The 16,518-nt window shown below is 41.1% G+C and carries 18 protein-coding genes; 10 read left to right on the top strand and 8 right to left on the bottom strand.

What is annotated here, in order from left to right; all coding sequences use genetic code 11:
- Positions 1 to 2: 2 nt before the first annotated feature.
- From HY960_09645 to HY960_09605, 9 genes are all read left to right on the top strand, one after another.
- Complete coding sequence (locus HY960_09645) at positions 3 to 851, top strand: endonuclease/exonuclease/phosphatase family protein (protein ID MBI5216007.1); 849 nt, start codon at positions 3 to 5, stop codon at positions 849 to 851.
- 59 nt (positions 852 to 910) lie between these two features.
- Complete coding sequence (locus HY960_09640; protein MBI5216006.1) at positions 911 to 1,111, top strand: DUF433 domain-containing protein; 201 nt, start codon at positions 911 to 913, stop codon at positions 1,109 to 1,111.
- A 120-nt stretch (positions 1,112 to 1,231) separates the two neighbouring features.
- Complete coding sequence (locus HY960_09635) at positions 1,232 to 2,242, top strand: ATP-binding domain-containing protein (GenBank protein MBI5216005.1); 1,011 nt, start codon at positions 1,232 to 1,234, stop codon at positions 2,240 to 2,242.
- 174 nt (positions 2,243 to 2,416) lie between these two features.
- Entirely contained in the window at positions 2,417 to 2,896 is a 480-nt protein-coding gene (locus tag HY960_09630; GenBank protein MBI5216004.1) for a hypothetical protein, read from the top strand.
- Positions 2,897 to 2,967: 71 nt separating this feature from the next.
- Positions 2,968 to 3,297, top strand: coding sequence for a pyrimidine dimer DNA glycosylase (locus HY960_09625; protein MBI5216003.1), 330 nt, complete (start codon positions 2,968 to 2,970; stop codon positions 3,295 to 3,297).
- 1,198 nt (positions 3,298 to 4,495) lie between these two features.
- The gene (locus HY960_09620) at positions 4,496 to 5,173 is read left to right on the top strand and encodes a hypothetical protein (protein MBI5216002.1); all 678 of its coding nucleotides are present in this window, start codon (positions 4,496 to 4,498) and stop codon (positions 5,171 to 5,173) included.
- Positions 5,174 to 5,602: 429 nt separating this feature from the next.
- Complete coding sequence (locus tag HY960_09615; GenBank protein ID MBI5216001.1) at positions 5,603 to 6,946, top strand: hypothetical protein; 1,344 nt, start codon at positions 5,603 to 5,605, stop codon at positions 6,944 to 6,946.
- Complete coding sequence (locus HY960_09610) at positions 6,933 to 7,124, top strand: hypothetical protein (protein MBI5216000.1); 192 nt, start codon at positions 6,933 to 6,935, stop codon at positions 7,122 to 7,124. The genes HY960_09615 and HY960_09610 overlap by 14 nt, the downstream gene beginning before the upstream one ends.
- 149 nt (positions 7,125 to 7,273) lie before the next feature.
- The gene (locus HY960_09605; GenBank protein ID MBI5215999.1) at positions 7,274 to 7,792 is read left to right on the top strand and encodes a hypothetical protein; all 519 of its coding nucleotides are present in this window, start codon (positions 7,274 to 7,276) and stop codon (positions 7,790 to 7,792) included.
- A gap of 15 nt (positions 7,793 to 7,807) precedes the next feature.
- Here the strand turns inward: HY960_09605 and HY960_09600 are convergent, their stop codons facing one another.
- From HY960_09600 to rho, 4 genes are all read right to left on the bottom strand, one after another.
- Complete coding sequence (locus tag HY960_09600; GenBank protein MBI5215998.1) at positions 7,808 to 8,686, bottom strand: CDP-alcohol phosphatidyltransferase family protein; 879 nt, start codon at positions 8,684 to 8,686, stop codon at positions 7,808 to 7,810.
- 72 nt (positions 8,687 to 8,758) lie between these two features.
- On the bottom strand, positions 8,759 to 9,544 hold the full coding sequence (locus HY960_09595) for a CDP-alcohol phosphatidyltransferase family protein (protein MBI5215997.1): 786 nt from the start codon (positions 9,542 to 9,544) through the stop codon (positions 8,759 to 8,761).
- Between the two features lie 119 nt (positions 9,545 to 9,663).
- The gene (locus HY960_09590; protein MBI5215996.1) at positions 9,664 to 10,587 is read right to left on the bottom strand and encodes a hypothetical protein; all 924 of its coding nucleotides are present in this window, start codon (positions 10,585 to 10,587) and stop codon (positions 9,664 to 9,666) included.
- Positions 10,584 to 11,747 carry a transcription termination factor Rho gene (gene rho / locus HY960_09585; protein MBI5215995.1) on the bottom strand — a complete coding sequence of 388 codons (1,164 nt, stop codon included), beginning with the start codon at positions 11,745 to 11,747 and terminating at the stop codon, positions 10,584 to 10,586. The genes HY960_09590 and rho overlap by 4 nt, the downstream gene beginning before the upstream one ends.
- A 53-nt stretch (positions 11,748 to 11,800) precedes the next feature.
- On the opposite strand from rho, the gene HY960_09580 reads away from it, so the two are divergent.
- Positions 11,801 to 12,271, top strand: coding sequence for a DoxX family membrane protein (locus HY960_09580; GenBank protein ID MBI5215994.1), 471 nt, complete (start codon positions 11,801 to 11,803; stop codon positions 12,269 to 12,271).
- 53 nt (positions 12,272 to 12,324) lie between these two features.
- On the opposite strand, the gene HY960_09575 is transcribed toward HY960_09580, so the two are convergent.
- Genes HY960_09575 through HY960_09560 form a run of 4 tightly spaced genes read right to left on the bottom strand, consistent with a single transcriptional unit; the run spans position 12,325 to position 16,509 of the window.
- The gene (locus tag HY960_09575; protein MBI5215993.1) at positions 12,325 to 13,773 is read right to left on the bottom strand and encodes a cysteine--tRNA ligase; all 1,449 of its coding nucleotides are present in this window, start codon (positions 13,771 to 13,773) and stop codon (positions 12,325 to 12,327) included.
- A 5-nt stretch (positions 13,774 to 13,778) separates the two neighbouring features.
- On the bottom strand, positions 13,779 to 14,144 hold the full coding sequence (locus HY960_09570; GenBank protein MBI5215992.1) for a type II toxin-antitoxin system VapC family toxin: 366 nt from the start codon (positions 14,142 to 14,144) through the stop codon (positions 13,779 to 13,781).
- Positions 14,131 to 14,343 (bottom strand): hypothetical protein, encoded by a 213-nt coding sequence (locus tag HY960_09565; GenBank protein ID MBI5215991.1) that lies wholly within the window; start codon positions 14,341 to 14,343, stop codon positions 14,131 to 14,133. The genes HY960_09570 and HY960_09565 overlap by 14 nt, the downstream gene beginning before the upstream one ends.
- Before the next feature lie 24 nt (positions 14,344 to 14,367).
- Entirely contained in the window at positions 14,368 to 16,509 is a 2,142-nt protein-coding gene (locus tag HY960_09560; protein MBI5215990.1) for a S9 family peptidase, read from the bottom strand.
- Between the last annotated feature and the right edge of the window lie 9 nt (positions 16,510 to 16,518).

Below are 16,518 nucleotides of genomic sequence, written 5' to 3'. Positions count from 1 at the left end.
CTATGAAACTGAATAATCTCAAAAATATAGTTGTAATTTTTAACTTTTTACTTTTAACTTTCATTCTGACCGGTTGCCCCCCGAAAGAAATCAAACGCGAAGAAACAACACAGCCACCTCCACCTCCTCCATTGACAAAAAAGCCATTGGTACAAGAACTGACATTTCGCACAGCAAGTTTTGATTTGAAAACATTATCAAAAAAAATCGAACGAAAAGATGTTGTGAAAACTGCCGCGCTTCTCAAGAAAGAAAAAGTGGACATCGTCGCTGTTCAACAAGTCGTTCGTTATCCGGAAATAAAAGATAGAACAGATACGTTTGAAGAACTCGCGAAAGAAATGGGAATGTATAAAGCATTCGGAGAAAACATCACACTCTCCGGTCGGCAAACGGGCAATGCGTTATTTAGCAGTTACCCGATTCGCTCGCACGATAACATCACATACTCTGGATTGAAGTCTTATAATTTCGAATCTGCGCTCATTGGCATCATTGATTTGGGAATCAGCAATGTTATCACCGTTTGCACACGTATCCCCGACAAAGCATCTGAGGCAGACGAAGCACGTTGTCTGAATTCACTCATGGTTTCAAAGCGAAGCCTTGATGATGCGCCAATGTTGCTTTTCGGAAACATCACCAAGCCGAAACAATTCGAGAAAATTGTTGACGTCACCGAACCGTTCGAGTACAACATCGTCACACACGAACAAAAAAGCGAAACTCAGAAATTTCCATTTTGGTATTCATCAGGCGAAATTCATCTCCTTCAATCGTATGTGCGTGAGTCTGAACTTGGATTGATACTAATTGCAGAGTTTCAACTTATTAGTAAACCCACACCTTAACAAATTGTTGATTTTCTAGAAATAAATAGATACATTTTTCAAGAATTTTAGTGCGACACTTGGAACCAGAATTCATTACAATAGATCAAGAAATAATGGACGGACTTCCGGTACTTAACGGTACACGTTTTCCGGTTTACATTATTATTGAAATGTTTGAGGAAGGTTTTTCTTTTGATGATATCAAAGAAGAATTTCCATTTCTTACAACCGAACAAATTAAAGCCGCAATACATTTTGCGGCGCAACTTGTCACCTAACCAAATCTTGCAAAAAGAATTACATTGAATTCAATCATACAACAATTCTAGCCCAATAATCCATAACTCCAGTACTCCATAAATCCAGTACCTCTCACTATGAAGTAATTCACAAGTAAAGTGCGTCACAAATACTCCAAACTCCTCTACACAAATAAACCGGGCGGTTCGCTCCCGCAACTCGTCGTTGCGGAGAACGAAAACCTCCAATCGCGCTTCGTTGTGCAGAAAGTTCTTGAACTGAGAGAAAACGGCTTGTCATTGAAAGACATTGCCATTTTATTTCGCTCCTCCTTCCTTTCATTCGATTTGGAAATCGAACTCACCAAAGCCGGAATCGCGTTTCAAAAGTTCGGCGGATTCAAGTTCATCGAAACAGCGCACATCAAAGATATTATCGCCTACTTGCGTGTGCTTGATAATCCCCGCGATGTTGTCGCTTGGAATCGCATTCTCATGTTGGTTGATGGCGTCGGTCCCCGTACTGCAGAGCGTGTTATTGACGATATCATCACAAGAAAACTTCCTTCAAACTCCTCCGACTTTTGGGAACACTATCAAGGATATCCCGAAAATGTCAGAACACTCTTCAGCACCTTCAAAAAACTTCTCTCGGAAAAGAATTCACCATCGGAACGAGTTGCAGGAATCATCAATTACTATCATCCCATCTTCAAAAATCATTATGATGATTTCATCAAACGTGGAAAAGACCTTGAGATGTTCGAGCAAATCGCCGCCCGATATTCTGACACGAGTGCACTCCTCACCGATTTAGCGCTCGAACCGCCAACCGAAAGCATTTACGACATGAGCGCGCCCACGCCCGATGACGAACTCCTCACGCTCTCAACCATTCACAGCGCAAAAGGACTCGAATGGAACTCCGTCTTCATCATCTATGCTCTCGATGGACGCTTCCCTTCCATCCATTCGGCAAACAATCCCGAAGAACTTGAAGAAGAACGCCGACTTATGTATGTTGCATGCACACGTGCGAAAGAAAATCTCATCATCACTTATCCAATCAATATTTATGAACGGGAAACAGGAGTCATCCTCTCCAAACCTTCCCGCTTCCTCGAAGGATTGGATGAGAAACTTTTAGAACCCTGGGTCATTAATGAATGATTTCGGATTTCGGATTGGAGATTTCGGATTTATTCTTTTATAATAGGTCAAAGATAACTGGTTACGGGTTACAAACAAATGACTGATGACTAATGACTAATGACCAATGACTATTGACCAATAATCAAAAACGAATAACAGATAACCAATAACTATTTTTCATTTTGCTTTGATATGAACATCCACAAACTACCAACAAACAAAGACGAGATTACAATAACACTCTCAAAAGACCAGTACAAAGCATTGCTGAAAACAGTCTTTCTCGGAGAGTGGCTTGTCAACAGCCACGCGGCAACTGATGAGGAAATGGAACAAGATGTTGAAGATATCGAGCAACAAGTGTATAGTTACGCTGCTCTCGCCGGACAAACGAAGTGGATTGAATTTGATGAATCTCTCCTGAGCTTCTTTCCTACGTTTGATATGGATACGGAGTTGAGGGACTTTATTGATGAATACAACATCCAAAACTTCTGGGATATGTTAATTGATAACCTTGCAACCCGGGATTTACTTGAACAGTTTGGTGAAGAAAAGATTAACGCGATGTCTAAAATTGAATTTTCAAAAAAACATTTTGATTTAGCGAAACAATACGACGATGAATTTGTCGAACACAACCTCGACCGACTCAGAATTGTAAAACAATAACTCGTACTGACTACTGATTACTGATTTACTTTTTCCATTTTTAATTTTTAATTTCTAATTTTGCATTGATTATGCGCATCTGGGATCTACCACCGAAAATGCTTTGCCGCCAACACTTGCTTGGCGAGCATCGCGAACTCCATGCTGTCTGGACAATCATCACAAAAAATAAAAAAGGATATGCCGACCATCCCGAAACACTACGATGGATTGGAAAAACAAAAGCGCTCTTCAACCGGCACGAAGCGTTGGTGAAAGAGATGAAACGTCGCGGCTACCTCCACCGCACTCCGCTCGATAGCAAATTAGCAACGGGAGAAGCAATCCAACGCACGTTCGTTCATTCGACGATGGAACAGAAACGAATCCTGAAAGAAAAAAAATGTAAATGTAACGTGTGAGACTGCAAACTCATAAGAAAAGGAACGAACCCCAAAAAAGATGAATTGATTATTTTAACCCGACAATCTTATTCAAGACCATTACAAGCGATTTGACAAAATGAACTAATACGTTAATTATCCAACATAGAAAAAATATGCTCCGCAAACGTAATTCATCTTCCCAGCCCAAAATACAACCAACCCTCTTCAAAATTTAGTCTCAACTTCGTGACCTTGGCGGTCAAAGGTTCTACAAAAAACTCCGCAATACCAAAATCCACTCAAAACTACCAAAATACAGGCATTTCCACAAAATAACCCAACTTCACTGGACATACAATCAACTTGGCGAGGCATACAATCGACTTCGCGAGACGAACAATCGACTTGGCGAGGCGTACAATCGACTTGGCGAGGCGTACAATCGACTTGGCGAGACGTACAATTGACTTGGCAAAGCATACAATCGACTTAGCCAGACATACAATCGACTTGGCGAGGCATACAATCGACTTCGCTAGACGTACAATCGACTTGGCGAGACGTACAATCGACTTGGCAAGACAAACAATCGACTTGGCGAGACGTACAATCGACTTAGCGAGACATACAATCGACTTGGCGAGGCATACAATTGACTTGGCAAAGCATACAATCGACTTCGCCAGACATACAATCGACTTGGCGAGACACACAATCGAAACCGCCAGTATAGTCTGCTATATTAGCTGCACCGGTTCAAAAACTCCGCCCACTCCAATCCATAGAAATAATCAACTTCCTCTGATAAAAGGCTATCTAAAAAGTCTTTATACTTGTCATTCCCGTGCCAACGGGAATCCGGAATCGTCGAAAGTGACATGGATTCCTGCTCTCGTATGAATGACACCCAAGGAGTTCGCACCTTTGAAACAGCCCCTCAACGGAATTCAGAACTAAACATGCTCCCTTGTTGAAGAACTAGTCCCGAATTTATTTCGGGATGGAACAAGGGAGATATCCCTCAACGTTAATAGTAATCATGAACCCTGAACAACTGTAAAAAGTATTCCCCCTTTGAAGGGGGACCAAGGGGGATGTTTCTCGAAATGAATTTAAAACCTGAAACACCCCATCACTACCAAAACCAAATTTGATTGACAAAATGAATGATGTATATTTACATGAAATGAAATAAGTAACTAATAAACGAGACTAATTAATAAATGAAACCACAATGAAATCAATTTTCTCTCTCATTATTGTAGTACTTCTCACCTGCTCGATTTCAGCACAAGACAATATTGCTCAAAATGAATCTGCTAATAAGAATATTTTTACTGTTAATAATCTAGTCGCAACTCACAAGGAAGCATCACCTATATATAAACGCCAAACTTATCATGTCATTAACGCGGATAACACACCTAATCTTGATTCAATTAATAATGAACGAAATAATAAAAGAAGTTATTTTGGCATTGTTAGTTTAGGACTAATGTCAGGTCCAATGATTGATGGTAGTGCAAAAAGTATTTTCTCCATCAAAACAATTCATGGACTTCAAGAAAACGATTACCTCGCTATAGGTGTTGGTTTTGGTGTGGAACGCTATCCGAATATCACAATGATTCCAACTTTTTTTGATATACGAACATACTTTTTATCTGGTGATGTTGGTCCTCTTATCTTTTTGGATGTTGGTTACTCTTCTACTGCTGACAAAAAAGGTGACATACAATCTGGCGGAATGATGTTACATCTTGGAACTGGATTAAGAGTTTCCATCTACAACACAATATCTATTGTAGTTGATATTGGATACAAGAACCAAAAAACTGAAGTAATCTCCCCTTATACAACTTCAAACCTAACTTATGATTTATTTACAACAAGTATTGGCGTTGCCTTTTGAAGATTTCTTCACGTTGCTACGCCAGCGTAGGAATACCAAAATAGACGTTCCGCGTCGCACATCAAATAGTTGCGTTACTTACTCTGCTGTCATGTCTACACCATGGCAGTACGGCAAAGAGTATCATGAAAGCGCTTCATAATTACCAAGAGCAAATTTGATTGACAAAACGAATGATGTATATTTACGGGAAATAAAACGGAACCAATATTACTTTACGACAAACTCTATTCAGAAGACAGAACTAAATCACCCAGTAAATAATGTATGATAATAACCGCTATTCACTTCATCGTAAACCTGCGCATTCCTGCGCTATGTGTTTTGGATTTGCCTACTTTGGGATGCACAGATAGCGTATATTTAATTGTTAGCGGCAACCATTCGGAGACAGTGCAACGATGAACCGACCTATCAAACTTTGACAGTATGAAACGAATTAACATTTTAATCATAATTTCTTTTTTGACTGTCTGTTTCGGCTGCCGGCAACAACACAACTATGCCTTTCAAACAATTTCGCCATCTGACTTGAAATCTGACTTAAAATCTCTTTACGGAAAGTTAGACACTGCTCACTACAATTTGTATCACTTACACACTAAAGCAGAATTTGACTTGGTTTACCAAAACATTTATAACAGTATAGACAATCCATTGAACGCTGTGGAGTTTTATTTCCGACTGCTTCCGCTTTTCAACCTGTTACAGGACGCACATTCAATGCTTGGATTTCCGTTTTCTTATAGCAAAGAATTTTCAAAACAGGGTGGTTTATTCATTCCATTAAAAGTGTTTATTAAGGACAATAAAATTTATGCTTCCGAAAATCTATCATCCACTCCTTTCCCTTTGTATTCCGAAATAATTTCTGTCAATGGAGTATCGGCAACAGAAATAGTAAACACTTTGCATTTGATGATTAACAGGGAACTGCAAGAAAGCGAAAGTGATTATATGGCTTTCTTCTTTCATCGCATACTGTATCCTGTTTACGGTTTCGACAAAACATTTACTCTTGAACTTAGAACTCCAGACAATTTGCCAAAGCAAGTTGAACTTTTGGGAATAGCATTAGACAGCTTTCCGCAAAATAATCAACCTTATTTTACTTCAAAGTATCTTGACAATTCAACTGTTGTAATAGATATAAATGCCTGTGAGGACAAAGAGCAGTTTGCTGTTTTCTGCGACACAGTTTTCAAATCAATCAATGACAAAAAAATAAAATCGCTTGTTATTGATTTAAGAGATAATCCGGGTGGCTCAACATTTCATGGTGACACATTGCTTGCGTATCTCACTACAAATAAATTTACTCAATATGCAAAACGGAGTGTTAAGTATTCTCCTTATTCAACTCCAAAATCCGATACAGTTTATACGCAAACATTTTCGGACAATCTTGAACAATCACACACCAACTCAAATATTTTTAAAGGCAATGTTTATATGCTTGTGAACCGAAATACTTTTTCTTCAGCTAGTGTAATGGCTGCCACATTTCAGTGTTATAATTTGGGAACTCTCATTGGACAAGAAACAGGCGGCACTCAATTTTTTTTTGACGAACCAATTGAATTTAAGTTATCAAATAGCGGATTGAGATTTCTTGTAGCCAATCAGGTAAACTATTGTCCGTGCGGAACAGATTGGAACAAAGGAATTATCCCTGATAAAATCGTAGCAATTAGCATAACCGACAAAGCAAAAGGGATTGACACAGAAATGGAATTTGCCAAGACACTGATAAACCAAAATGACAATCAATAGTATTCAGACGAGAAGTATGGCAGCCGCTAACAAGGGCTTAGCGATAGCGGGCGGACAGTGGTTCTTCTCGTTGCTACGCTCCTGCGTAGCAATGCCAAAACAGACGCTCCGCGTCCTGCAATCCGTAGTTGCCGTTAACATTGGGTTTACAATAGTATCGGTGTCGTATCTTGTATAAACACGAGTGCAAATAATCCTAGCCATCGCACCCCAAAAAACGTTAACCGCTCAACAACTTGAAACATTCACCAACACACACAGTATGTTGATGCAGATATAATAGATTGAAACAAACGAATATATTTTAAACAGCAATAGTACAGTTCTATGAAATACCCACGTAAATTATCTTCCGGTGCTAATAACACTGTCATCGTATTAAGTGAAACAGAGGTAGGGAAATTATTCCTTGGCGACACCCGTTCTGAGATTGGGAGCGAAGCAGAGAAAATGCAATTTGCTAACAGCATCAATAATCTGGTTGTAAAATTTATCCGGTTGGATTTTAATGAATCACTACAAGCAGAAATGTTGGTCATGGAACGCCTCTACCCTCTGGATTTCAGGTCGTATGAAGTAGAGATACGGGAACTGTGGCTCGAGGTCTTTGAAAATGATTTACAGGAATTGCATCGTGCAGGATTTGTTCACCGTGATTTACAAAGACCTTCAAACATAAGCGGACTGCCATTCGATAATATTTTACTCACTCAACAAGGATTACGATTGATTGATGTAGGCATCTCGGCGCTTCAGAAACAAGTAGGCGATAAAATATTCAATAAATATGTTGAAATCGAAAATAAAGAAATTGCTGAATTCAGAACATATTTTCTAAACAGATAGGTGGCTGGCTTCCTCTCAGTGCATCAGAGATACTTGCTTCCTGATAACAACCCTCCGGTACATCACACTGAACAACAAAATCCCGTTCATCAAAAATACATTCAAAAGAAAGTACAAATACAACTGATTGAAAAGCGAGCAAACACCCAACAACGTCAACTCCGTCCCGAATCCCAACAATCCTGAGAGTCGCAACCCGAATTTATCGCAGTACCATCGTTGGAGTTCCTCATTAGAGGAAATATTTCCTCTACACCACGCATCCAACTTGTACATGAGTCGGTCCTGCCACCCGTAAATCAAAACAAAGAGTTGTTGTAACCGAAACGCAATTTGGTCTCCCCTTCTGTCTTCCTCGGTAATTTCCTCAGTGATACGATTCAGTTTGTATCGCTCTTCGAGATGGAGAAACGAAACCTGATAAAAGACGTGGTAAGAAACTCTCAGCGTAATTCCCGCAAGCGAAAGCAAACCCAAGAGAATCGTGCCTAACGATGGCTCGCTCCGATACACAACAAATGTAATTGCAGAAAAGATTGCCACATCAACAACAAAATCACCGATGGAATCGAGGAAGCGACCACGCCGTGAATACATTTGTTTTGCACGTGCAAGTTGTCCGTCAGCATCATCAATAATATCTTTCGCCACAACGAGCAAGCCGGCATTCGCAATGGCAGTCGGTGTATTGAATGTGTAAGTATATGCTGAGGCAAACCCAACAACAATCGCAAGCAGAGTAACTTGATTTGGAGTGATTGCGGTAGGATAAATCAACCAGACAAACATCGCGGCAAGCGGTCTCAGCAGATAAATGTTGATGAGTTCATCAGCGTAGTATTTGTCTGACTTGAGTGTCTCTCTGAAAAACTGTATTGGACTTGGACGGTTCATTTTCTGTTCATTTGTTGAGTGCATGGGAGAATTATTATTCGCCCCAGCACTCTACACCCTGCGCCCACGCGTTCATCGTCTTCGCATGAATGTTGAAAGTAAAAAGAAGTACACATTCCCTACTAAGGTGACTCCGTAAAGGAACACATAAATATTTCCGAACAGCGCGGCAACAATGAGCAATGTTCTGTTTGTCGTCGGTCCGAGCCAACTCCAAAACCTGACTGAAGTTTGAGTTTCGGGTTTTGAGGTTTGAGTGTTTCGTTGGAGTTTCAGGTACATCAAATATAACGTCAGGGTAAGTCGTTTCACAGGTGAAATACTTGGAACTTCTAATTGAGCAGAATACTTTTCAATTTCTTTCCCTGTTACCCCAGTCTCCCCTTTCGCATATGCAATATAAGCGCTTTGAACTTCATCAAACTTGATTGCATGAATGGCACTACTGATTCCAGCGGCGATAACAAGCAACCATTGAGGATTCCCTTGCGCTTCCAAACCGAAGCCGATTCCAAGAAAAATTGCCACGCTTGAAATGTAATCAGCAACTCCATCAACAACTCGGCCAAGCGGTGTTCCGCTTTTGTTGATACGTGCAAGTTGTCCGTCTGCGCAATCTAAGATGTTGGCGAGCGCGTACCAAATCGCTCCCAGCATTAACGCCGTCGGTACTCCAGTCGAAAAATAATATGCAGCGATAAGTCCTGCAACGAGAGATAGTACCGTTACCTGATTCGGAGTGATTGGAGTTTTAGAAAGCGGAACAACAAGCAAGTACGCAAGTGTGCGATAGAACATCAAATCGAACAACTCTTCCGCCTCCGGCATTTTCAAAGAACGACGATACGTTTCTAACATGTGTGATTTTAGAGTTACTTTTTGGAAGAGATGTAATGTAGTTTCAAATTATTATTACCACGAAGTACACGAAGGGAACACAAAGTGGCACAAAGATGATTGAGTAGTTTATGATTGTCTTAAAATATTCGCTCTGTTTTGTACCAGTGTTCCGTTACATCAAGCCAGAAAAATAAGCCCCGCCACTTTCCAAATGGCTTATAGAATTTCTCAATCGTTTTGTCAGAAACTCTCCGTCCGTTCCGATGCTTCTCGAAGAATTGCTTGTTGCACCAACTGTCAATCGCGAGGTAATCGTAATGACCAAGCAGTTTGAGAATATTTCCCGCCGCGTACGGTCCGATTCCTTTGACAGAACGAACTTCATCAAACAAGTCCTTTGTCGGGAGGTGTGTCGTTCTCCAACTCTCCAAATCAATTTCATTTTTAGTAACTCGGTTCGCCAGTTCGAGTAAATACGGAGCGCGGTAACCGACACGAATTTCCTTCCTTAAATATTTTTCTGAACAATCAGCAATCGCCTCCGGTTTTGGAAAAGAATAACTGGAAACTCTACGAGCCGTAGGCTGAAGACTGAAAACCTCTGTGCCGAGTTTCTCACATAAATTCTGTACCATTATCTTCGTCAACGCCCAACTGCAATTTGTTGTGAAGAGCATTTTTACAACGTCTTCCCACACAGTTGGAGCGCGCATCAACCTTCCCGCACCAAATGTAAGTACCCATTGAAACGGCTTGTACTTCGTTACTTCAGAATAAAAATCAGAATAGTCTTCATCAAGCCGCAGGCACGCTTGTATTTGATTTGTCAATTCTCTTTTCTCATTGGAAGCACAATCTTTTTCCGTTATGATGGTAAGCCGTTTTTCTTTCTTTGCAATCTTTATTGTTGCAGGAAGTATCTTTCCGGAGAGCATCTCGAAGCATCGGGAAAACTGATTGCCATCGTTCTGAACTTCAAACGGCGGCAAATCACTCCATCCATGGCTTTGAATCGTACTCTTGAGATTGAAATCAGACGGAACGGAAAACGAAAACGTCATTCGTCTTCGCGGGTGTTGGTAAGTTTGGCGAGTAATTTTCTGTTGGTCGGATATGATTCCATCGCCTTAAGCATGTTCAACATCGCTTCTTTCGGTTTCATACGATGTAATGCCCGACGTAATGCCTGATGTTTCCCGGTGTCTCTTCCAAAGAGAAGTTCTTCACGCCGTGTTCCCGATTCAGGAATGTTAATCGCCGGGAAGATACGTTCGTTTGCCAAATCACGGTCAAGTACAACTTCCATGTTTCCCGTCCCCTTAAACTCCTGAAATATCAATTCATCCATTCTCGAATTTGTTTCGATGAGTGCAGTTGCAACGATTGTAAGTGAACCGCCTCCTTCAAGCGCACGTGCCGCACCGAATATTCGTTTTGGAATTTCAAGCGCACGCGCATCTATTCCTCCCGATAATGTTCTTCCGCTACTTTGCTGAACGAGATTAAATGCTCTTCCTAACCGTGTCAACGAATCGAGCAGAATGACAACGTCTTTGCCCACCTCGACTTTTCGCTTTGCATATTCAAGGACAAACCTCGAAAGCCGAGCATGACTTTCTCTCTCGCTATCGTTCGAACTTGCAAATACTTCTCCCTTGATGCTTCGTCGCATGTCGGTCACTTCCTCAGGCCGTTCATCAACGAGGAGGACAATCAGATGAACTTCTGGATGATTAATACTGATTGCATTTGCCATCTGTTGCATTAAAATTGTTTTCCCTGTCTTCGGCGGAGCGACAATCAGCGCTCGTTGTCCTTTTCCTACCGGACAAAACAAATCCATGATTCGCATCGAGACTTCAGTAGGCGTAGTTGAAAGTGTTAATCTCTGGTTCGGGTCAATTGCAGTTCGGCGGGGCAATTCATCAACATGCATCCACTCCATCGGGTCTTTGCCGTTGATTTTCAAAACACGTGCGACTTCCGGTCCTCCTCTTCCTTGCCGGCGCACAAGACATTCGAGCATTGAACCGGGACGTAAATCCATTTGGTCAATCATCCGGAAATTGATGTGCGGGTCTGTCTCTTTCGGTTGCATTTCTATAGAAATCTGACGAAGGAATCCTCCGTGTCGCTGGTCTATTTCAAGCACACCCGAAGCCACGGCTTGTGCAAATGTTAAGTTTGGTTTTTTATGTTGGGTAAATGTTTCTGTTCTCATTTTGTATTGATAAAATTTTTGTATCTTTGCCTCACCTTATTCTGAAATTTGTTATGAAATCCTTTGACATTCAAATACTTTTCCTTCGACTTGCACTCGGTGCATTGTTCCTCAGCATCGGCATTGATAAAATCAATAGCGGGTGGTTGTCCAATTCCGAAGATTTAGTCTCCTCGTTAACAAAGTACAAGGAAACTGCCTCGGGATTTCATTTGAATTACTTAGATGTTGTTGCTCTTCCTTATCCTGATATTTGGTCAAAACTTATTGCGCTCGGTGAAGCGGCAATCGGTGCGTCACTTCTTCTCGGTTTACTTGCACGATTTTCTTCTCTTGTCGGAATATTCTTAGTTGTAAACCTTCACGCCGCGAATGGAAATTTATATTCTTTGAGTTTCTTTCAAAGTCCATGGGCAGCGCTTGTAATAATTTGTTTCCTGATGTTGTTTCTTGCTCGTTCCGGTCGCATCACCGGGCTTGATTATTATCTTGCAAAGTCAAGTCCGAAGAGCTTCTTTTGGTAACTCATAACCTTGCGAAGGTTTTTCGTTCGTATTTGAGATTAACCTTCGCAAGGTTAATTCCTTTTCCACGTCGTCCCATCTTTCTTATCTTCAAGACTAATTCCAATGTTCTGAAGTCCATCACGTATTTTATCTGAAAGCGACCAAAGTTTTTGATTGCGCACTTCTGCTCTCACATCAATCAATAGTTGCATTAATTCTTTTGTTTGATTCCCTTCGCCTGACTGTGTTTCTACATCATTTGGAATAATTCCCAAAACCTGACCGCCAAGTTCATTGAATAAATCATCAACTGACTGCAAAGTTTCTTTTGATAATTCATTCTTCGACAGACCGACATTCACTTCACGGCTCAACTCAAACAACACTGCGATTGCCTGTGCAGTGTTGAAGTCGTCGTTCATAGCATTTGAAAAATCAGAATAGAACTTAAAATACTTGCTCGGTTCGGGGTTTGAGGTTTGTGGTTTGAGATTATTCAAACCATCCCTAACGAGTTTGACTGTATTAATTAATTTTTGATATCCCTTCTCTGCTCCGGCAATCGCTTCTTCACTAAAATCGAGCGTGCTTCTGTAGTGACTCTGCAAAATGAAAAAACGAATGACGAGCGGATTGTATTTCTTGAACAAATCTTTCAGCAACGTAAAATTGCCAAGCGACTTGCTCATCTTCTGTCCGTTCACCGTGATTAGATTGTTGTGAATCCAATACTTTACAAACGGTTTTCCTGTCAGACATTCGCTCTGAGCAATCTCGCACTCGTGATGTGGAAATTGGTTGTCCATTCCGCCCCCGTGAATATCAAACGTCTCACCCAAATATTTCATGGACATTGCTGAACACTCGACATGCCACCCGGGGAAACCTAATCCCCACGGACTTGTCCACTGCATAATGTGTTCCGGCTCAGCACGTTTCCATAAAGCAAAATCATTCGGATGTTTCTTTTCCGATTTAACGTCAACACGGGTTCCGCTTTCCATTTCATCGGTATTACGTCCTGAAAGTTTTCCATACTCTTTATCTTTCGAGACATCAAAATAGACAGAGCCATTCACTTCATAAGCAAATCCTTTTTCGATCAATTGTTGTACGATTTCAATTTGCTCAGTGATATGTCCCGTCGCTCTCGGAGAAATATCCGGTCGTTGAACGCCAAGTGCATCCATGTCTTCGAAATAACTTCGAGTATATTCCTCTGCGATTTGCATCGGATGCTTCTGCTCAAGTTTTCCCTGTTTGATGAGACGGTCTTCGCCTTCATTCGTTTCACCAAGTAAATGTCCGACATCGGTGATGTTCTGAACATAAGTTACTTTATATCCAACGTAGCGTAAGTATCTGATGATTGTATCGAACGAAACATAACTTTTCCCATGTCCAAGATGCGAATGACCATACACGGTCGGTCCGCACACGTACATGCGAACAAAACCTTCGGTGAGCGGTTTGAATTCTTCTTTGCGACGGGTAAGGGTGTTGTAGAATTGAAGCGGCATGTTGTTTATGAAATGACCCGTGATTTGATTTCTAAAATCTTTGTTAAGGATTTATCGTTTGTCACCAATTCAGCATTTGAGAAAAATGCAGTTGCTGAAATTATTGCATCCGGTAATTTTAATTTGTACTTCTTTCTAAAGAATATTGATTGTTCTTTTATCTGAGGTGAAAGATTTACAATCCGGATATTTTCGAGAAATTTCCTGATAGAGTTTTCCTCTGTATCAGTCATATTGGGATACGAAAGCAATTCTAACTCAGTCACAAATGAAACGAAATATTCTCCCTCGCGAATTTCCCTATTGGATATTTTCCCTCCAAGCAGATACAAAACGATATTCGTATCGAGCAAATATTTATTGCCATTCATTCCGAATCTCTTTTTGATATTTCAAAGGGTCCACAGATAATTTCAACACACCGAAGTAATTACCAAGTTTTTTCTTGCTCATCATTTTCTTGTCTTCCGCATTTATCGAAGTAGCTAATTTATTCCATAGATCTATCGGAATAATAACTTCCTTTGGTTTCCCTTTTGCATCAACAACATATTTAACATTATCTGACATATCAATCCTTATTTTAATGTTATCTTATTTCTTCCAATCTTCTTCCTTTGCTTTCTCCAACGATGTCAATCCATATTGACTGAGAATGTACGCATAGTCAAAAGCAATTTCCCGGAGACGTTCGTATCGTCCGGAGGAACCGCCGTGACCTGCCCCCATATTCACTTTCAATAAAACCGTGTTGTTATCCGTTTTTAGTTCACGCAACTTGGCGACCCACTTTGCCCCTTCCCAATAATTTACTCGCGGGTCGTTGAATCCAACCTTTGCTAAAATATTCGGATAATTCTGTGCCGATACATTTGTGTACGGGCAATATGTTTTCATATACTCGTACGATTCTTTTTCTTTCGGATTACCCCATTCGAGAAATTCCTGCGCGGTGTACATCAATCCTTCATCAAGCATGGTGTTGATGACATCCACAAACGGAACGCTCGCTATCACTGCTTTGAATAAATCGGGTCGCATGTTTGTCACTGCGCCCATCAACAAACCGCCCGCGCTTCCGCCGGAGATTGTTAACTTTTCTTTGCTTGTGTACTTATTGTTGATGAGGTGTTCGGCACAGGCGATAAAATCGGTAAACGTATTTTTCTTTTTCAATAATTTTCCGTTGTCGTACCATTCACGTCCCATGTCTCCGCCGCCGCGAATATGTGCAAGGGCAACAACAACTCCACGGTCAAGATAACTCAATCGAGCCGTACTGAACGTCGGTTGCGTTGATGAACCATACGAGCCGTACCCTGTTAAATGAAGCGGCGCTGTTCCATCGAACTTCACCCCCATTTTATACACAAGCGAAATCGGAATCATTGTGCCATCCTCTGCTTTTGCAAAAATTCTTTCCGACTGATACTGCGAAGCATCATACCCGCCAAGAACTTCCTGTTGCTTCACAAGAACCCGCTCTTTTGTGTCAAGGTTGTAATCATAAATCGAAGCAGGCGTGACGAGCGATTGATAACTGTAACGAAAAACATTTGTGTTAAATACTCTGTTCACATTGCCGAATGCTGTGTACACAGGTTCAGGATACTCAATGTAGTGAGTCGCGTTTGTTCGCAAATCGGTGACGCGCATTTTCTGCAGACCTTGTTCCCTCTCATATACAACCATGTGGTTGGCAAAGAAATCCGTTCCTTCTAAGGTAACATCTTTCCGGTACGGAAGAACTTCAGTCCAATTTTGTTCACTTGGGTCAGAAACAGGCGCTTTCATCAGGCGGAAAGTTTTAGCATCCTTATTTGTTCTGATGTAAAAATGGTCGCCGTGATGGTCAACCGAATACTCAAACTCAGGACGGCGAGGAGCAATCAACTTAAATTGTTCATCCGGATTTCCCGCCGAAATGTATCGCCATTCATCGGAGTTACTTGCCGATGAACCGATAAAAATATATTGGTCGCTTCGTGTTCGTCCCACACCAACCGTGTAGAGTGCATCAGGTTCTTCAAACACAACTTTGTCATATTTCACATCTTCCCCGAACGTGTGACGATAGACGCGGTATGGTCGCTTCGCTGTATCCTCAACGGTGTAAAACAATGTCTGATTATCCATCGCCCACACAACTGATTGTGTGTTCGGAATCTGTTCTCGCATGATGTCCCCATCATCCATGTTCATAATTTGTAGAATATAATTTTCCGAACCATTGGTATCTACTGAGAATGCAAGCCATTCCTCATCGGGACTAATATCCATCGCAGCGATTCTATAAAAACGATAGCCCTTCGAAAGTTCGTTCTGGTCGAGGTAAATTTCTTCCTTCGCATCTAGACTTCCTTTCTTCCTGCAAAAAATTGGATATTGTTTTCCTTTTTCCGTTCGTGTGTAGTAAAAATAATTTCCGTCACGATACGGCGGGTCCTGGTCAGTTTCTTTGATGCGGCGAATCATTTCATTGTACAATGTTTCCTGCAACGCCTCCGTCGGTTTCATAACAGCATGCGTGTATGAATTTTCCGATTTTAAGTAATCTATAACTTCCGTGTTTGTTCGCTCTTCATCGCGGAGCCAAAAATAATTATCAATTCGTTCATCGCCATGAAGCACATCTACCTTCGGGACTCTTTTTGCGACGGGCGGTTTTCCTCCCTGAGCAAAAAGAGTCTGCGTTGCAATCAGGATGATAACTAAGAAAAATAATTTCGACTTCATACTATTTCT

It is taken from the genome of Ignavibacteriota bacterium, from assembly GCA_016212665.1.
Lineage (GTDB): Bacteria > Bacteroidota > Ignavibacteria > UBA10030 > SZUA-254 > FW602-bin19.
The sequence above is the reverse complement of the archived record's forward strand: the minus strand, read 5'-3'. Positions and strand labels throughout refer to the sequence as shown.

Bases quoted from the DNA above. Each gene is read 5' to 3' on its own strand.
- HY960_09615 (MBI5216001.1), top strand. From the start codon at position 5,603: ATGAAACGAATTAACATTTTAATCATAATTTCTTTTTTGACTGTCTGT.
- HY960_09610 (MBI5216000.1), top strand. From the start codon at position 6,933: ATGACAATCAATAGTATTCAGACGAGAAGTATGGCAGCCGCTAACAAG.
- HY960_09590 (MBI5215996.1), bottom strand. From the start codon at position 10,587: ATGACGTTTTCGTTTTCCGTTCCGTCTGATTTCAATCTCAAGAGTACG.
- HY960_09605 (MBI5215999.1), top strand. From the start codon at position 7,274: ATGAAATACCCACGTAAATTATCTTCCGGTGCTAATAACACTGTCATC.
- HY960_09565 (MBI5215991.1), bottom strand. From the start codon at position 14,343: ATGTCAGATAATGTTAAATATGTTGTTGATGCAAAAGGGAAACCAAAG.
- HY960_09575 (MBI5215993.1), bottom strand. From the start codon at position 13,773: ATGCCGCTTCAATTCTACAACACCCTTACCCGTCGCAAAGAAGAATTC.
- HY960_09645 (MBI5216007.1), top strand. From the start codon at position 3: ATGAAACTGAATAATCTCAAAAATATAGTTGTAATTTTTAACTTTTTA.
- HY960_09570 (MBI5215992.1), bottom strand. From the start codon at position 14,144: ATGAATGGCAATAAATATTTGCTCGATACGAATATCGTTTTGTATCTG.
- HY960_09580 (MBI5215994.1), top strand. From the start codon at position 11,801: ATGAAATCCTTTGACATTCAAATACTTTTCCTTCGACTTGCACTCGGT.
- HY960_09625 (MBI5216003.1), top strand. From the start codon at position 2,968: ATGCGCATCTGGGATCTACCACCGAAAATGCTTTGCCGCCAACACTTG.
- HY960_09600 (MBI5215998.1), bottom strand. From the start codon at position 8,686: ATGAACCGTCCAAGTCCAATACAGTTTTTCAGAGAGACACTCAAGTCA.
- HY960_09630 (MBI5216004.1), top strand. From the start codon at position 2,417: ATGAACATCCACAAACTACCAACAAACAAAGACGAGATTACAATAACA.
- HY960_09620 (MBI5216002.1), top strand. From the start codon at position 4,496: ATGAAATCAATTTTCTCTCTCATTATTGTAGTACTTCTCACCTGCTCG.
- HY960_09560 (MBI5215990.1), bottom strand. From the start codon at position 16,509: ATGAAGTCGAAATTATTTTTCTTAGTTATCATCCTGATTGCAACGCAG.
- HY960_09595 (MBI5215997.1), bottom strand. From the start codon at position 9,544: ATGTTAGAAACGTATCGTCGTTCTTTGAAAATGCCGGAGGCGGAAGAG.
- rho (MBI5215995.1), bottom strand. From the start codon at position 11,747: ATGAGAACAGAAACATTTACCCAACATAAAAAACCAAACTTAACATTT.